Origin of the sequence: Saccharopolyspora sp. NPDC050389 (assembly GCF_040655595.1) — a bacterium.
Taxonomy (GTDB): Bacteria; Actinomycetota; Actinomycetes; order Mycobacteriales; family Pseudonocardiaceae; genus Saccharopolyspora.
Map to the genome: position 1 here is coordinate 33,258 of NZ_JBFAKG010000011.1, position 15,482 is coordinate 48,739.

At 71.5% G+C, this 15,482-nt stretch carries 14 protein-coding genes; 10 read left to right on the top strand and 4 right to left on the bottom strand.

Annotated features, from left to right (window positions below; all coding sequences use genetic code 11):
• Nucleotides 1–85 precede the first annotated feature (85 nt).
• Complete coding sequence (locus tag AB0I53_RS09490) at nucleotides 86–1,630, bottom strand: bis-aminopropyl spermidine synthase family protein (RefSeq protein ID WP_358599069.1); 1,545 nt, start codon at nucleotides 1,628–1,630, stop codon at nucleotides 86–88.
• A gap of 126 nt (nucleotides 1,631–1,756) precedes the next feature.
• Between AB0I53_RS09490 and AB0I53_RS09495 the strand changes: the two genes are divergently transcribed.
• The 4 genes from AB0I53_RS09495 to AB0I53_RS09510 are packed head-to-tail and all read left to right on the top strand — an operon-like array spanning nucleotide 1,757 to nucleotide 5,110.
• Nucleotides 1,757–2,902 (top strand): ATP-binding cassette domain-containing protein, encoded by a 1,146-nt coding sequence (locus AB0I53_RS09495; protein ID WP_358599072.1) that lies wholly within the window; start codon nucleotides 1,757–1,759, stop codon nucleotides 2,900–2,902.
• Nucleotides 2,899–3,555 carry an ABC transporter permease subunit gene (locus AB0I53_RS09500; protein ID WP_358599075.1) on the top strand — a complete coding sequence of 219 codons (657 nt, stop codon included), beginning with the start codon at nucleotides 2,899–2,901 and terminating at the stop codon, nucleotides 3,553–3,555. The genes AB0I53_RS09495 and AB0I53_RS09500 overlap by 4 nt, the downstream gene beginning before the upstream one ends.
• The gene (locus AB0I53_RS09505; protein ID WP_358599389.1) at nucleotides 3,552–4,232 is read left to right on the top strand and encodes an ABC transporter permease subunit; all 681 of its coding nucleotides are present in this window, start codon (nucleotides 3,552–3,554) and stop codon (nucleotides 4,230–4,232) included. Before AB0I53_RS09500 ends, AB0I53_RS09505 begins: the two co-directional genes overlap by 4 nt.
• Complete coding sequence (locus AB0I53_RS09510; RefSeq protein WP_358599078.1) at nucleotides 4,232–5,110, top strand: ABC transporter substrate-binding protein; 879 nt, start codon at nucleotides 4,232–4,234, stop codon at nucleotides 5,108–5,110. Before AB0I53_RS09505 ends, AB0I53_RS09510 begins: the two co-directional genes overlap by 1 nt.
• Nucleotides 5,111–5,130: 20 nt before the next feature.
• On the opposite strand, the gene AB0I53_RS09515 is transcribed toward AB0I53_RS09510, so the two are convergent.
• From AB0I53_RS09515 to AB0I53_RS09525, 3 genes are read right to left on the bottom strand one after another with little or no spacing between them, the layout of a single operon-like run.
• Nucleotides 5,131–5,526, bottom strand: a complete 396-nt coding sequence (locus AB0I53_RS09515; protein ID WP_358599081.1) for a type II toxin-antitoxin system VapC family toxin — start codon at nucleotides 5,524–5,526, stop codon at nucleotides 5,131–5,133.
• Nucleotides 5,523–5,792 carry a hypothetical protein gene (locus AB0I53_RS09520; RefSeq protein WP_358599084.1) on the bottom strand — a complete coding sequence of 90 codons (270 nt, stop codon included), beginning with the start codon at nucleotides 5,790–5,792 and terminating at the stop codon, nucleotides 5,523–5,525. Before AB0I53_RS09520 ends, AB0I53_RS09515 begins: the two co-directional genes overlap by 4 nt.
• Nucleotides 5,793–5,833: 41 nt before the next feature.
• The gene (locus AB0I53_RS09525) at nucleotides 5,834–6,625 is read right to left on the bottom strand and encodes an IclR family transcriptional regulator (RefSeq protein WP_358599087.1); all 792 of its coding nucleotides are present in this window, start codon (nucleotides 6,623–6,625) and stop codon (nucleotides 5,834–5,836) included.
• A gap of 92 nt (nucleotides 6,626–6,717) precedes the next feature.
• On the opposite strand from AB0I53_RS09525, the gene hutH reads away from it, so the two are divergent.
• The 6 genes from hutH to AB0I53_RS09555 all read left to right on the top strand — a co-directional run bounded on the left by hutH (nucleotide 6,718) and on the right by AB0I53_RS09555 (nucleotide 15,279).
• Nucleotides 6,718–8,277, top strand: a complete 1,560-nt coding sequence (hutH, locus tag AB0I53_RS09530; protein ID WP_358599090.1) for a histidine ammonia-lyase — start codon at nucleotides 6,718–6,720, stop codon at nucleotides 8,275–8,277.
• Nucleotides 8,274–9,926 (top strand): urocanate hydratase, encoded by a 1,653-nt coding sequence (gene hutU / locus AB0I53_RS09535; protein WP_358599093.1) that lies wholly within the window; start codon nucleotides 8,274–8,276, stop codon nucleotides 9,924–9,926. The genes hutH and hutU overlap by 4 nt, the downstream gene beginning before the upstream one ends.
• Nucleotides 9,927–10,058: 132 nt before the next feature.
• On the top strand, nucleotides 10,059–11,240 hold the full coding sequence (locus AB0I53_RS09540; protein WP_358599392.1) for an allantoate amidohydrolase: 1,182 nt from the start codon (nucleotides 10,059–10,061) through the stop codon (nucleotides 11,238–11,240).
• Nucleotides 11,241–11,245: 5 nt separating this feature from the next.
• A complete protein-coding gene (locus tag AB0I53_RS09545; RefSeq protein WP_358599096.1) occupies nucleotides 11,246–12,562 on the top strand; it encodes a formimidoylglutamate deiminase in 1,317 nt (438 codons plus the stop codon).
• 74 nt (nucleotides 12,563–12,636) lie between these two features.
• Nucleotides 12,637–13,794 (top strand): imidazolonepropionase, encoded by a 1,158-nt coding sequence (gene hutI / locus AB0I53_RS09550; RefSeq protein WP_358599099.1) that lies wholly within the window; start codon nucleotides 12,637–12,639, stop codon nucleotides 13,792–13,794.
• A gap of 522 nt (nucleotides 13,795–14,316) precedes the next feature.
• Complete coding sequence (locus AB0I53_RS09555; protein WP_358599102.1) at nucleotides 14,317–15,279, top strand: zinc-binding dehydrogenase; 963 nt, start codon at nucleotides 14,317–14,319, stop codon at nucleotides 15,277–15,279.
• Nucleotides 15,280–15,482 lie beyond the last annotated feature (203 nt).

Sequence of the window (15,482 nt, forward strand, 5' to 3'; positions counted from 1 at the left end):
TGTACTTTGTGTCGCTATAGCAGCACAAAGTACACACGGCCCCGTTGCCAGCGGAAACGCCGGCGCCCCAGGGAATTCACGGCCGTTACGGCGTCGCGGAGCGGAGCAGTTCGGCGATTCGGTGGCGGGGCAGGTCGATCAGGCGCAGTTCGAGGTCGGCGGCGTTCGAGGCGAGCGCGGCGACCCGTTCCCGGGCTTCGCGCTTGGTCAGGTCCGCCTCGGAGTGCGCGATCAGCGCCTCCCGCCAGACGTTGCCGACCTTGCCGTGCGCCCGGGTCAGCAGGTAGTGCGCGACCGTCGGGGTCTCCGCCAGATCCGCCACCAGGATCGCGTGCTTCGAGTCCGGGCTGCTGCGGTGGAACCGCAGCCGGTACTTCGCCGCGACCAGCTCGGAAAGGGCGTGCTGAGCGCGCTCGCTGGTGATGTCCGGGTGGTTGTTGGGGACCACGAATCCGGCGCGATCGGCGTTGCAGGCCAACAACATCCGCAGCAGCCACGGCCCCGGGTCGGCCCGCAGGTCGAACACCGGTGCGCCCTGCTGCTGCCGGATCGGCCGGGGCCAGCCGGGATCCCGCAGCGACGCGACCGGGCCGCCGACCCGCTCGCCGATCGCCTGCAGGAACTCCGCGGGCGCGGAGGCCTCCAGCGCCTCCACCGACTGCGGGCCGTGCGTGTAGATCCCCGGTGCTTGGCGCAGCGCCAGCTTGCGGGTGTGCGCGGTCGGCTGGCACACGTACAGGTCGCTGGCGCTGCCGATGGCCTGCGCGCCGAAGTACCGGTGGAACCGCGGCAGGATCGCCTCGAACACCATGCCCAGCCGCAGCAGCTCCTGCTGCACCTTGTGCCCCAGCGCCGGGGTCCGCGGGCTGTAGCCGTAGGCGATCAGCAGTCGGCTGTTCGGGCCGGCCAGGCACTCGGCGGCCCGAGTCGCGAACAACCCGATGCCCTCCGGGGTGTACGGCGGGTCGGTGAACACCAGGTCCGCGCAGCTCTCCAGCACCGGCGGCACCCCGAACCGCAGGTCGGCGTGCAACGTGCGGACGGCGAAGCCGTGCTCGGCCGAGACCGAGTCGATGTGCTCCAGGATGCGCTCGTCGACGTCCACCACGGTCACCGACGCCGACGGCACGACCATGCTCAACGCCAACGACGTCAGGTCGTGGTCGCCCAGGCAGAGCACCTGCGCGCCGCGCAGGTCGTAGTTGTCGCGCAGCCATTCGGCGCGGCGCAGCGCGGTTTCCGGCGTAGCCGTCACGTGGTCGAGCGCCGCCGTAGGCGCCGGGCCGCTCTCGACGAAGTCGCGCACCCGCTCCAGCTGCTCGGCGCCGGTGGGCGCAGCCGCGCGCAGCTCGTCCAGCGCGAAGCGCTGCCGGTAGCGGTCGCGGGCTTCCGGCGTCAGCCGGTACGCGTCGCCGGAGGCTTCGACGTCGGGGCACGCGGCGGCGAGCAGGTCTTCGACCGTGCGCCGCGTGACGGCCGTCCGGCGGATCAGTTCGTCGAGCGGCAGCGCGTCTTCGGCGAGCTGGGCGAGGACTTCGCGCAGCCGTCGGGCGAGGACTCCGGCGTCGGCGAGCACCGCGTGCACGGCGTCGACGGGCTCGGGAGTTGCGGGGTGCTGAGCAGTGTTCATCGGGTTCTCAACCTTACGGCGTGCCTGGCGCCGCCGCTGCCGCGCCGGTTCTCAGTTCGTGGGAGCGGGCTGTTGAGAAGATCACGTGAAGGTATCGGTCGATCGCACGATTCCGCCGATCCGGCTATGGTCGGCCAGGTTTGGGGGACCGCGACGATCTACGAGGGGGCTCGGTTGATCGAGTTCCAGGCCGTGCGAAAGCAGTACGACAACGGCACTGTCGCCGTCCAAGAGCTGAGCCTGTCGGTGGGGGCTGGCACGATCACCGTCCTGGTGGGGCCGTCCGGGTGCGGCAAGACCACCCTGATGCGGATGGTGAACCGGATGATCGAGCCGTCGTCGGGAACGGTGCTGGTGGGCGGCGACGACGTCCGCCGGCGCGATCCCGCGCAGCTACGCCGCGGCATCGGCTACGTGATCCAGCAGGCCGGGCTGTTCCCGCACCGCAACGTGCTCGACAACGTGGCGACGGTGCCCGTGCTGGACGGTCGCAGCAAGCAGGAGGCGCGGCGGCGCGCGAGCGAGCTGCTGGAGCTGGTGGGGCTGTCGCAGGAGCTGGGCAAGCGCTACCCGGCGCAGCTCTCCGGCGGTCAGCAGCAGCGCGTCGGGGTGGCCCGGGCGCTGGCCGCCGATCCGCCGGTGCTGCTGATGGACGAGCCGTTCAGCGCCGTGGACCCGGTGGTGCGGGAGGGCTTGCAGGACGAACTGCTGCGGCTGCAGGACGAGCTGGACAAGACGGTCCTGTTCGTCACGCACGACATCGACGAGGCCGTGAAACTGGGCGAGAAGGTCGCGGTGCTGCGCCAGGGCGGGCACCTCGTCCAGTACGCCGCGCCCGACGACCTGCTCGCGGAGCCGGCCGACGACTTCGTGACCTCCTTCGTCGGCAAGGACCGCGGCTACCGGCGACTGTCCTTCGTGGACTCCGACGGGCTGAGCCCGAAACCGGTGGCCACGGTCGAGGTGGGGACGCGGGTGGCGCCGGAGCAGCGCTGGCGGCTCGCGCTGGACGGCGACGGCCGGCCGCGCGGCTGGCTCCCGCCGGGCTCCACTGTGGATGGTGAGCTGGCTGAGGCGCAGCTGGTCGCCGGCGGCTCGCTGCACACCCAGCACACCGCGCTGCGCGGAGCGCTGGACGCGGCGTTGTCCGCGCCGTCCGGGCTCGGCGTCGTCGTCGACGGCGACGGCCGCTACGTCGGCGTGATCACCGCCGAACACGTGCTCGGCCTGATCGAGCAGCATCGCCGCGAGGCCGGCGAAGGGCTGCCATGATCGATTTCTTCGAAAGCCCCAGCAACCGGGAAATGGTGCTGGAGCAACTCGGCCAGCACATCTACCTCGCGCTGCTGCCGCTGCTGCTCGGGGTCCTGGTGGCGCTGCCGCTGGGCCGCCTCGCGCAGCAGGTGCGCTGGCTGCGCGGCCTGCTGCAGGGCGGCGCGAACATCTTCTACACGATCCCGTCGCTGGCCCTGTTCGTGATCATCCCCGGGCTGCTGGGCACGCCATTGCTCTCCTCGGTCAACGTGATCATCGCCCTGACGCTCTACACCGCGGCGCTGCTGGTGCGGCCGGTCCGGGACGCCCTGGACTCGGTGCCCGCGCACATCGTCACCGCCGCGACCGCGATGGGCTACCGCTCCGGCCGGCGGTTCCTGGCCGTGGAGCTGCCGCTGGCGGTGCCAGTGCTGGCGGCCGCCGTCCGGGTCGCGTCGGTCAGCAACATCAGCCTGGTCAGCGTGGGTGCGCTGGTCGGCATCGGCGGCCTGGGGCGGCTGTTCACCGCCGGATTCCAGCTGGACTACCCGGAGCAGATCATCGTCGGCATCGTGCTTACCGTGCTGCTGGCCCTGGTGGTCGACCTGCTGCTGGTGGCGCTGTGGCGGATGCTGACGCCGTGGGCGCGGGCGGGGGTGAGCGGCGCATGATCGGCGAGCTGATCGCCTGGCTGACCGACCCGGCGCACTGGACGGGGCCGGGCGGAATCCTGGCGCAAACCCTGCTGCACCTGTACTACTGCGTGCTCTCGGTCGCCGTCGCATCCGTGGTGGCCGTGCCGCTCGGCGTCTACATCGGACACACCGGGCGCGGCGCGGTGTTCGTGGTGGGGCTCAGCAACGCGATGCGGGCGCTGCCGACGCTGGGCGTGGTGACGCTGCTGGTGCTGGGATTCGGGCTCGGGGAAGGCCCGGCGCTGGCCGGGCTGGTCATCCTCGCCATCCCGGCGATCCTCTCCGGCGCCTACGCCGGGGTCCGCAACGCGCCCGCCGACGCGGTCGACGCGGCCAAGGGCATGGGCATGACGCCGATGCAGCGGCTGTGGCAGGTGGAGCTGCCGACCGCGCTGCCGCTGCTGTTCGGCGGCGTGCGCAGCGCGATGCTGCAGGTGGTCGCCACCGCGGCCGTCGCGGCCTACGTCGGGCTCGGCGGGCTGGGGCGGATCCTGCTGGACGGGTTGAAGATCAGCGACTACGCGCAGATGGCCTCGGCCGCGATCGTCATCGCGGTGCTCGCGGTCCTGCTCGACCTGGTGTTGGCCGGCGCGACCCGGCTGTTGGTGCCGCGCGGTCTGGTGCTGGCCGCCCGACGAGGAGGTAAGGATTGATGAAGCGGTTGCTGGTGTGCGCCGCCGCGGCGGCGCTGCTGCTGACCGGCTGCGGTTCGCAGAACCCGTTGGAGGCCAACCGGGACGCCGGTGGCGCGCTGGTGGTCGGCTCGGCGGACTTCGCCGAGAGCGAGCTGTTGATGCACATCTACGCCGAGGCGCTGAAGACCACCGGTGCCGAGGTGGAGACCCGGCCGCGCATCGGCGCCCGGGAGTTCTACGTGAACGCGGTGCGCAACGGCGAGCTCGCGGTGGTGCCCGACTACACCGGGAACCTGCTGCAGTACCTGGACCCGCAGTCGCCGGCGACCGAGACGCAGCAGGTCTACGACCAGCTGAAGAAGGTCGCGCCGGGCGAGATGGAGCTGCTGGAGCAGTCCCCGGCGGAGGACTCCGACGTGCTGACCGTCACCGCCGCCACCGCGGGCACCGGGGTGCGCTCGATGGCCGACCTCGGGCCGCGCTGCGGCGAGCTCGTGCTCGGCGCGCCGGCGGAGTGGAAGTCCCGCTGGGAAGCCAAGATCGCGGAGGACTACGGCTGCCGGTTCAAGGAGATCCTCCCCGTGGAGGCGGGCACCATCACGGTGAACGCGTTGACCGGCGGGCAGATCCAGGTGGCGAACCTGTTCACCACCTCGTCGCAGATCGCGGCGAACAACCTGGTGAAGCTGGACGACCCGAAGAACATGTTCCCGGCGCAGAACGTGGTTCCGCTGGTGCACAAGGGGAAGCTGAGCCCGCAGCAGGCCGAGGCGCTGAACAAGGTGTCCCGCGCCCTCGACACGGACAAGCTCACGGAGCTCAACCGCAAGCTGGAGGTCGAGAAGGCCAACCCGGCGGACGTCGCCAAGGAATTCGTCGCCTCGGCAGGCCTCTGATCCTCGTGAGTGTTCGCCGGTCAGACGGCTTGGATCGCGCAGCGCACGAGTCCAGCCTGCGCAAGCAGGCCCTTGTCTCGCGTGAGCAGCGGGGCGCCGAGATGTTCCGCTGTCGCGACGTAGGCGGCTTCGTAAGCCGTGAGGTTGCCGCGCAGCTCCCACACCCTCGGTAGCAGGTCGGCCGTGGGAACGACTTCGATCGCCATTTCCCGGATGACGTTGAGCACCGCCGACGCCTGGACGTCGCTGAGTTCGTTCCGCGCATGACGGCGCAGGACATTCGCGATTTCCAAGCGCAGGTGTTCGGGCGCGGCAAGTTTGGTGTACGACTCGAGTGCCGCCCGGGCCGCTGCGCGGCGCTCCCCAGGCAGCAGCGCGTCGCACCAGACACTGGCGTCGATCACGGCCGTGCTCATGAGTGTCCCTCGGCGCGATCAGCGTCGCGCGCGTCTTGTTCGTCGCGAAGCTCGCGGACCGCTTCCGCGGGGTCCTTGGTCAGCACCGGCTCGTTGCCGAGAACCGCGTCGAGCTCAGCGAACATGTTCCGCATCCGGGTTCGCGCCGTGTGCTCTTCCAGCACGGAAAGCAGGTGCTGCTGAAGCGAACGCCCGTGTTCCTCCGCTTCAGCGCGCAGGGCGTCCATGATGTCGTCGGGAACGTTTCTGACCTGCACGTTAGTCATGGGTCCACGTTAGCATGCATCCGGTGCATGCATTTTTGCTGTCACGCGGTGCGGCCGCTGATTCTGGTGGTCAGCTCCGTGGCCGTTTGGTGGACCTGGGCGGCCAGGTCGGGCCAGGTTTCGGCGCAGGGTTCGCCGCCCGGGGTGTCGCAGAAGTGGCGGAACGTCACGCTGATCGCCGCGATCGGGCGTGCGCCGTGGTCGAACACCGCGGACGCCACCGACGCGAAGCCCGCCGTCACGAAACCGTCCTCGACCGCCCAGCCGCGGCGGCGCTCCACCGCGAGGAGCCCGCGCAGTTCTGGCAGGTTCCGCGGGCCCCGGTCGGTGCGCAGCACGAACCGCTCGCTGGACGGCAGGAGGGCGCGCACCTGCGCGGCGGGCAGGTGTGCGAGCATCGCGCGCCCGGACGCCGTCAGCTGCGCGGGCAGCCGGACGCCCACGTCGGTGACCAGCGTCTGCGGCTGGGACGGGCGTTCCTTGATCAGGTACAGCGACTCGCCGCCTTGCAGGACGCCCAGGTGCGCGGTGCAGCCGACCTGGTCCACCAGCCGCCGCAGCAGCGGCCCGGCGAGGCGTTCCAGCGGGTCGTGGCGCAGGTAGGCGGAGCCGAGTTCGAAGGCCGCCATGCCCAGCCCGTAGCGCCGCTCCTCCGGCAGGTGGGTCACGAAGCCGGCGGCGACCAGCTCGGCCAGCAGGTGGTAGGTCGTCGACCTGGGCAGGTCCAGGTCGCGGGCGATGACGCCGGCCGACACCGGCCCGGCGCGGCCCGCGAGGACCCGCAGGATGGCCAGCCCGCGCCGCAGCGCCGGCACGTCGCTGCTGCCGCCCACGACCGCCTCCATTCGGGTTCCGGTCTCGTATTCCAGACATTCTCACCCCATCCGGGCTTCTGCCGGTAGCGCCGTCGCGCTGGTATGGAGATATGCAGGACGACATGCTGAATGTTGGTCCGGAGCCGTTGCACCGCGAGCAGGTCGTGGCCGTCGCGCGCGCCGCGGCGCGGGTGGAACTGACCCAGCTCGCCGAGCAGGGCATCGCCGCGACGCGCAAGCACATCGAGGCGCTCGCCGCCGAGAAGCGCCCCACCTACGGGGTGTCGACCGGCTTCGGGGCGCTGGCCGTGCGGCACATCCCGAGCGATCGGCGCGTCGCCCTGCAGCAGTCCTTCGTCCGGTCGCACGCGGCCGGCGCCGGCCCGGCGGTGGAGCCGGAGGTGGTGCGGGCGCAAATGCTGCTGCGGCTGCACACGATCGCGACCGGGCGCACCGGCGCCCGCCTGGAGACCGCGCACGCGCTGGCGGCGATGCTCAACGCAGGCATCGTGCCGGTGGTGCACGAGTTCGGCTCGCTCGGCTGCTCCGGCGACCTCGCGCCGCTGGCGTCCGTCGCACTCGCGCTGATCGGCGAAGGCGACGTCTTCGACGCTTCGGGGCGGCTGCGCCCGGCCGCCGAAGCGCTGGCCGACGCCGGCATCGAGCCGGTGGTGCTGGTGGAGAAGGAAGGCCTGGCGCTGACCAACGGTACCGACGGCATGCTCGGCATGCTGGTGCTCGCGCTGCACGACCTGTCCGCGCTGCTGGACGTGGCCGATGTGACGGCGGCGATGAGCGTGGAGGCGCTGCTGGGCACCGACCGGGTGTTCGCCGCCGACCTCCAGCGCCTGCGCCCGCACCCGGGGCAGGCGGTGTCCGCGGCGCGGATGTCGGCGCTGCTGGCGGACTCGCCGATCATGGCGAGCCACCGGGGCCCCGACTGCACGCGCGTGCAGGACGCGTACTCGCTGCGATGCGCGCCGCAGGTGCACGGCGGGGCGAGGGACACCGTCGCCCACGCCGAAGCCGTGGCCGACCGGGAGCTCGCGGCCGCCATCGACAACCCGGTCGTGCTCGACGACGGCCGGGTCGAGTCCAACGGCAACTTCCACGGCGCGCCGCTGGCCTACGCGCTGGACTTCCTCGCCATCCCGCTGGCCGACGTCGCCAGCATGTCCGACCGCCGCACCGACCGGATGCTCGACGTCGCGCGCTCGCACGGGCTGCCCGCGTTCCTCGCCGACGACCCGGGCGTCGACTCCGGGCACATGATCGCGCACTACACGCAGGCCGGCGTGGTCGCCGAGCTGAAGCGGCTCGCCGTGCCCGCGTCGGTCGACTCGATCCCGACGAGCGCGATGCAAGAGGACCACGTGTCGATGGGCTGGTCGGCGGCCCGCAAGCTCCGCCGCGCCATCGACGGCCTGACGACCGTGCTCGCGGTCGAGCTGCTCACCGCTGCGCGTGCCCTCGACCTGCGCGCGCCGCTGCGGCCGGGGCCGGCCACCGGCGCCGTGCGGGACCTGCTGCGCACCCGCGTCCCGGGCCCCGGCGCCGATCGCCACATCGCGCCGGAGATCGCGGCGGCCGAGGAACTGATCCGTTCCGGCGCGGTGCGCAACGCCGCCGCCGGCTTCACGAACTCCACAGTGGACCGGAGGTTGCCATGAGCGAAGCCCGACCCGTGCGATCCCCGCGCGGGAGCACGCTGACCGCGCGAAGCTGGAGCACCGAAGCACCGTTGCGGATGCTGCAGAACAACCTCGACCCGGAGGTCGCCGAGCGGCCCGACGACCTCGTCGTCTACGGCGGCACCGGCAAGGCGGCGCGGAACTGGGCGTCGTTCGACGCGATGGTCCGGGAACTGACGACGCTGCGCGAGGACGAGACGCTGCTGGTGCAGTCCGGCAAGCCGGTCGGCGTGCTGCAGACTCACGAGTGGGCGCCGCGGGTGCTGATCGCCAACTCCAACCTGGTCGGCGACTGGGCGAACTGGCCGGAGTTCCGCCGCCTCGACGCGCTCGGCCTGATGATGTACGGCCAGATGACCGCCGGATCGTGGATCTACATCGGTACGCAGGGCATCCTGCAGGGCACCTACGAGACGTTCGGCGCGATCGCGGCCCGCCGCTTCGGCGGCAGCCTCGCGGGCACGCTGACCATCACCGCCGGGCTCGGCGGCATGGGCGGCGCGCAGCCGCTGGCGGTGACGATGAACGAGGGCGTCGCGCTCGTCGTCGAATGCGACGCCGAGCACGCGCACCGCCGCGTCCGGCACGGCTACCTCGACGAGGTCGCCGACAGCCTCGACGCCGCGATCGAGAAGGCCGTGGCGGCCAAGGACGCGCGGCGCGCGTACTCGGTCGCGGTGATCGGCAACGCCGCCGAGCTGCTGCCCGAAATGCTGCGGCGCGGCGTGCCCGCGGACATCGTGACGGACCAGACCTCCGCGCACGACCCGCTGTCCTACCTGCCGCTGGGCGTCGACCTGGACGACTGGGCCGACTACGCGGCGAAGAAGCCCGACGAGTTCACCGAGCGGGCGCGCGACTCGATGGCCAAGCACGTGGAGGCGATGGTCGGGTTCCTCGACGGCGGGGCGGAGGTCTTCGACTACGGCAACTCGCTGCGCGGCGAGGCCCAGCTCGGCGGCTACGAGCGGGCATTCGCCTACCCGGGTTTCGTGCCCGCCTACATCCGGCCGCTGTTCTGCGAGGGCAAGGGCCCGTTCCGGTGGGCGGCGCTGTCCGGCGACCCGGCCGACATCGCCAAGACCGACCGGGCGATCCTCGACCTGTTCGGCGAAGACGAGCACCTGGCGCGGTGGATCCGGCTGGCCGGCGAGCGGGTGTCCTTCCAGGGCCTGCCCGCGCGGATCTGCTGGCTCGGCTACGGCGAGCGCGCCGAGGCGGGCCTGCGGTTCAACGAGATGGTGGCCTCCGGCGAGCTCAAGGCGCCGCTGGTGCTCGGCCGCGACCACCTGGACTGCGGGTCGGTGGCCTCGCCGTACCGGGAGACCGAGGCGATGGCCGACACCTCGGACGCGGTCGCGGACTGGCCGCTGCTGAACGCACTGGTCAACACGGCCTCCGGCGCGACGTGGGTGTCGCTGCACCACGGCGGTGGGGTCGGCATGGGGCGGTCGCTGCACGCGGGCCAGGTCACGGTCGCCGACGGCACGGAACTCGCGGCGCAGAAGCTGGCGCGGGTGCTGACCAACGACCCGGGCATGGGCGTGATCCGGCACGTCGACGCGGGCTACGACCGGGCGGAGCAGGTCGCCGCCGAGCGCGGCATCCGAACGCCCCTGGTCGGCTGAACGGCGGCGCGATTTCGCGCGAAATCGGCAATCACCCGGGTAGAGCGCAATTTCTCGCGAAATTGCGCGCCACCCGAGGCGGCGGTCACGGACAGGCATTGAGGAGCGGATGTGGCGGGACCGAACGAGTTGATGGCGGCCATCGCCGATGTCGGCGCGGACCGGCGCCGGGGCGGGTACTCCCGGCACGTCTTCGACGACGCCGAGCGGGAGTTGCGCGAGTGGTTCGTCGAGCAGGCCGAGGCTCGCGACCTGCGCGTCACCACCGACCAGAACGCGAACATCTGGGCGTGGTGGGGCGAACCGGGCGATGACGCGGTGGTGACCGGCAGCCACCTGGACTCGGTGCCCGGCGGCGGCGCGTTCGACGGCCCGCTCGGCGTGGTCAGCTCGTTGAGCGCGGTGGATCTGTTGCGGGCCAAGGGTTTCACGCCCCGGAAGCCGCTCGCGGTGGTGGTCTTCGCCGAGGAGGAGGGCGGCCGGTTCGGCGTGCCGTGCCTGGGATCCAGGCTGCTCGCCGGAACCATCGACGCGGACCGGGCCCGCGCGCTCCGCGATCCGAGCGGCGTGACGTTCGCCGAGGCCATGCGTTCCTTCGGCGCGGACCCGGCCCGGCTGGGGCGGGACGAGGCGGCATTGCGGCGCATCGGGCAGTTCGTCGAGCTGCACGTGGAACAGGGCCGCGGGCTGATCGACCTGGATCGCCCGGTGGCGGTCGCGTCGTCGATCCTGGCGCACGGCAGGTGGCGATTCCGGTTCAGCGGCCAGGGAAACCACGCCGGCGCGACGCTGATCGCCGACCGCCACGACCCGATGCTGCCCGCGTCGCGGCTCGTCCTCGAAGCCCGCCGGATCGCGGCGGGCGTCGACGGCGGCCGGGCGACGGTGGGCAGGCTGGTCCCGAATCCCGGCGGCACCAACGTCATCGCGTCCACTGTGGACACTTGGTTGGACGCGCGGTCGCCGGACGACCGGTCGACGAGGTCCATGGTCGAGGACCTGTCCGGAGCCGCTGCGGAGTTCGCCGCCTCCGAGGGCTGTCAGGTCGAGGTGACCGAGGAGTCCTACGGCGACACCGTGCATTTCGACGCCGCGTTCCGCGACCGGCTCAGCGGCCTGCTCGGCGACGCTCCGGCGCTGCCGACCGGAGCCGGGCACGACGCGGGAATCCTCGCCGCCGAGGTGCCGACGGCGATGCTCTTCGTGCGCAACCCGACCGGCATCAGCCACGCCCCGGAGGAACACGCCGAGCCTGGCGACTGCGATTCCGGCGCGCACGCGCTCGCACGGGTCCTGGAAGACCTGGCCGGGTGAGGCGGTTGACCACGTACTGGTGCGAATGGGCCTGGCTGCCGAGCGGACCCGAGCGGGGCGTGCTCTTCGAAGTCGACGCCGGCCGCATCACCGGCGTCGGCTCCGCGCAGAACCCGCCGGAGCAGGCCGAACGGCTGCCGGGCATGACGCTGCCAGGCATCGCCAACGCGCACTCGCACGCGTTCCACCGCGCGCTTCGCGGCTGGCACGACGGTGCGCGCGGAACCTTCTGGACCTGGCGCGAACAGATGTACCGGGTCGCCGAGCAGTTGGATCCGGACAGCTACTACCGGCTCGCCCGCGGCGTCTACGCCGAGATGGCGCTGACCGGGATCACCTGCGTCGGCGAGTTCCACTACCTGCACCACGCCGCGAACGGCACCCGCTACGACGACCCGAACGCGATGGGCCAGGCCCTCGCGCAAGCCGCGCGGGATGCGGGAATCAGGCTCACCCTGCTGGACACCTGTTACCTCGCAGGCGGTTTCGGCCGGTCGCTGGACGGCGTGCAGCTGCGCTTCTCGGACGGTTCCGCGGCGAGCTGGATCGACCGGATCGATCGGTGCACTGTGGACGGTGATCAGGTTCGCCTCGGCGCGGCACTGCATTCGGTTCGCGCGGTGCCCGCCGAAGAGATCCCGGAAGTGGCCGGCTGGGCGCGCGAGAACGATGCGCCGCTGCACGTGCACCTGTCCGAGCAACGCGCCGAGAACGAGGCATGCCTGGCGGCGCACGGCTGCACGCCGACCCAACTGCTGGATTCGCGCGGCGCGCTAGGCCCCGGCGTGACGGCGGTGCATGCGACGCACCTGGCCGCGTCCGACGTGGCGCTGCTGGGCGGTAGCGCGACCGGAGTGTGCCTGTGCCCGACGACCGAAGCCGACCTGGCCGACGGGATCGGCCCGGCGGCGGCGTTGGGCGTCGCGGGAAGCCCGCTTTCCGTAGGCAGCGACGGGCATTCGGTGATCGACCCGTTCGCGGAGGTGCAGGCCGTCGAGTCCTACCTGCGGCTCGACACCGAGACCCGCGGGCACTTCGCGGCCGGCGAGCTGCTGGCGATGGCCACCGAGGCCGCGCACCGGTCCCTGGGCTGGGCCGACGCGGGCCGGCTCGAAACCGGTGCCCGCGCCGACTTCGTGGCGGTGGATCTCGGCTCGACCCGGCTGGCCGGCGTCGCGCCCGAGGCGATCCCGGCGGTCGCGCGAGCCGACGACGTGCGGGTGGTGATCGCCGACGGGCGCCGGATCGTGCAGGACGGCAGGCACCAAGCGATCGATGCGGCGGGCGAGCTCGGCGACGCGATCGCCGCGCTGCGCTCGTGAGCGATTGTTCCGGTTCTTACCGGAATGTTCACTCACGAGCACTTGACGATACGACGAGCAAGGAACGAACAACGATGACAAGCACTGTTATTACTGGAATCGGCGAGCTGACGACGAACGACGACGAGCTCGGCACGCTCACCGATGCCGCGCTGGTCATCGACGGCGACCGGGTCGTCTGGGCCGGCCCCGCCGCCAGCGCCCCGGATGCGGACGAGCGGTTCGACGCGGCCGGGCGAGCGGTCCTGCCGGGCTGGGTCGACAGCCACACGCACCTGGTGTTCGCCGGGGACCGCACTGCGGAATTCGCCGCGCGGATGGCCGGGCAGTCCTACCAGGCGGGCGGGATCGCCGTCACGGTGGAAGCGACGCGGGCCGCCACCGACGAGGAGCTGGCCGCCAACCTGCGCAAGCACATCGCCGAAGCCGCCGCGCAGGGCACGACGTGCATGGAGACCAAGACCGGCTACGGGCTGACGGTCGCCGAAGAGCTGCGGGCCGCGAAGATCGCCGCCGAAGCCGACGAGGTGACGTTCCTCGGTGCGCATCTCGTGCCGCCGGGCGAGGACGCGGACACCTACGCGGACCTGGTGCGCGGGGAGATGCTCGACGCCGTGGCCCCGCACGTGGGCTGGTGCGACGTGTTCTGCGAGCAGGGCGCATTCGACGTCGACCAGTCCAGGCGAATCCTGGTGGCGGCGAAGGAACGCGGACTGGGGCTGCGCGTGCACGGCAACCAGCTCGGGCCCGGGCCCGGCGTGCAGCTGGCCGTCGAACTCGGCGCCGCGAGTGTGGACCACTGCACCTACCTCACCGAGTCCGATGTGGACGCGTTGGCGGGTTCGGACACCGTGGCGACGTTGCTGCCCGCGTGCGATCTGTCCACGCGGCAGCCGCTGCCGGATGCCCGGGCACTCATCGAAGCCGGTGCCACGGTCGCCTTGGCATCCAACTGCAATCCCGGTTCTTCCTACACGTCGTCGATGGCGTTCTGCGTGGCGACGGCCGTGCTGCAGATGCGGATGAGCATCGAAGAGGCGGTGCGAGCGGCGACATTGGGCGGTGCGCGGGCGCTGCGCCGGGAGTCCGGTGACGGCGCGGTCGGCGTGCTCCGGCCCGGCGCGCGAGCGGACGTCCACATCCTCGACGCGCCGAGCACGACATGGCTCGCCTACCGCCCCGGCGTTCCCCTCACTCACGCCGTCTGGCGCCGCGGTGCCAGGGTCCGCTGACACCCAACGCCGGTGAGGCCGCGGTTTCGCCTGCTCAGGACCCGTGAGTACTTTTGGTCGCTATAGAGGCTGTTTCCAAACTCGTTCTGCGTGGCGGTGCGGGTGGCGGCCCCCCTGCGGGAGTCACCGCGGTCTTCTCGCTGTGGGATCCCCGACATCATGAATGACCAATTCACTACGTCGGGGCTGTCCTCGCGAGAAGGCCTCTGAGAACCCGCGGCGGTGCCGGTTGCGTGGGTGGGCTAAGCGGCTGCGCCGCTTCAAGTACAAAACGCCCGCGTTGCCACATTCGCACGTCACCACATCCAAAACAGCCTCTATAACGTCGAAAACCACTCACGGGCATTGAGCAGGCGAAACATCCTCCTGCAGCCGATCCGGTCGTCGGCCCACTCGTGCTGCGTGCCGCTGCGAGCAAGGGAACCTTCCTGTCAGCCGCACGGGCCGGATCGGCGGGGTTGACTTCCAGCATGGTCGAGGTTCGAGGCTGTTCGCAGTCGTCGAACGAGGAGGCTGATCGACGTGCGAGTGGTGCAGGTGACCGAATTCGGTGGCCCGGAAGTGCTGACCGTGGTGGAGGCCGCCGATCCAGTGCCGGGTGCGGGGCAGGTGGCGGTGCGTGCTTCCGCAGTGGACGTTCTGTTCCTGGACACCCAGTTGCGCGAGGGCTGGGGCCAGGAGTACTTCGCCACGAATCCGCCGTACGTGCCCGGGAACGGCGTCGCAGGAGTGGTGGTTTCCGCCGGCGACGGTGTCGACCCCAGCTGGCTGTGGCGGGAGGTGGTCGCCAGCACTGCGAACGGCGGCACCTACGCGGAACTGGCCGTCGTCGACGAAACCGAGCTGCTCCCGGTACCGGACGGGCTGGATCCGCGAGAAGCGGTTGCACTGCTGCACGACGGAACCACGGCGATGTTCCTCGCCGAGCATGCGCGGATCGAGCCCGGCGAACGGGTGCTTGTCACCGGGGCCGCCGGGGGTGCGGCGTCGGTGCTCGTGCAGCTGGCGCGTGCCGCCGGTGCTCAGGTCGTCGGCGCGGCGCGTGGTGAGACGAAGCTGAACCTGGTTCGCGAGTTGGGCGGCGAGCCGGTCGACTACGCGACACCGGACTGGGCCGAGCAGGTGCGAAAGCTGACAGGCGGCGTCGACGTCGTCTTCGACGGTGTCGGTGGTCGACTCGGCCGCGCGGCGTTCGAGGTGGCCAACGCCGGTGCCCGCGTTTACACGTACGGCGCGGCCAGCGGCGGTTTCGCCGAGATCCACCCGGCGGAGGCGCAGCTGCGCAACGTGACCGTGGTCGGCCTACTCGACGTGCAACCCACGCCGGAGGAGAAGAAACCGGTGACCGGACGTGCCCTGGCGGAGGCAGCGGCAGGTCGCATCAAACCGACCATCGGCCAGACCTTCCCGCTGGAACGAGCCGCCGACGCGCACACGGCGATCGCAGCGCGCACCACACCGGGCCGAACCCTCCTGCTGCCCTGAACCCCTGTCGCCGGCCGAACGCCGCCATCGGCCCGGCCGGTGACAGGAAGGTTCCCATGCTGCAGGTTCGGCGGGCGATGTGACAGGAAGGTTCCCTTGCTCCCATCCGGCACCGCTTGGAAGGCGCCCGGGAAACGCCGATCCGCGCGACGCCCTGTTCATCGACGACACCGCCGGCCATGTCGCCGTTGCCGAAGAGCTCG

Excerpts from the sequence above, each read along its gene's own strand:
- AB0I53_RS09490 (WP_358599069.1), bottom strand. The coding sequence starts at position 1,630 with ATGAACACTGCTCAGCACCCCGCAACTCCCGAGCCCGTCGACGCCGTG.
- AB0I53_RS09495 (WP_358599072.1), top strand. The coding sequence starts at position 1,757 with ATGGTCGGCCAGGTTTGGGGGACCGCGACGATCTACGAGGGGGCTCGG.
- AB0I53_RS09500 (WP_358599075.1), top strand. The coding sequence starts at position 2,899 with ATGATCGATTTCTTCGAAAGCCCCAGCAACCGGGAAATGGTGCTGGAG.
- AB0I53_RS09505 (WP_358599389.1), top strand. The coding sequence starts at position 3,552 with ATGATCGGCGAGCTGATCGCCTGGCTGACCGACCCGGCGCACTGGACG.
- AB0I53_RS09510 (WP_358599078.1), top strand. The coding sequence starts at position 4,232 with ATGAAGCGGTTGCTGGTGTGCGCCGCCGCGGCGGCGCTGCTGCTGACC.
- AB0I53_RS09515 (WP_358599081.1), bottom strand. The coding sequence starts at position 5,526 with ATGAGCACGGCCGTGATCGACGCCAGTGTCTGGTGCGACGCGCTGCTG.
- AB0I53_RS09520 (WP_358599084.1), bottom strand. The coding sequence starts at position 5,792 with ATGACTAACGTGCAGGTCAGAAACGTTCCCGACGACATCATGGACGCC.
- hutH (WP_358599090.1), top strand. The coding sequence starts at position 6,718 with ATGCAGGACGACATGCTGAATGTTGGTCCGGAGCCGTTGCACCGCGAG.
- hutU (WP_358599093.1), top strand. The coding sequence starts at position 8,274 with ATGAGCGAAGCCCGACCCGTGCGATCCCCGCGCGGGAGCACGCTGACC.
- AB0I53_RS09540 (WP_358599392.1), top strand. The coding sequence starts at position 10,059 with ATGGCGGCCATCGCCGATGTCGGCGCGGACCGGCGCCGGGGCGGGTAC.
- hutI (WP_358599099.1), top strand. The coding sequence starts at position 12,637 with ATGACAAGCACTGTTATTACTGGAATCGGCGAGCTGACGACGAACGAC.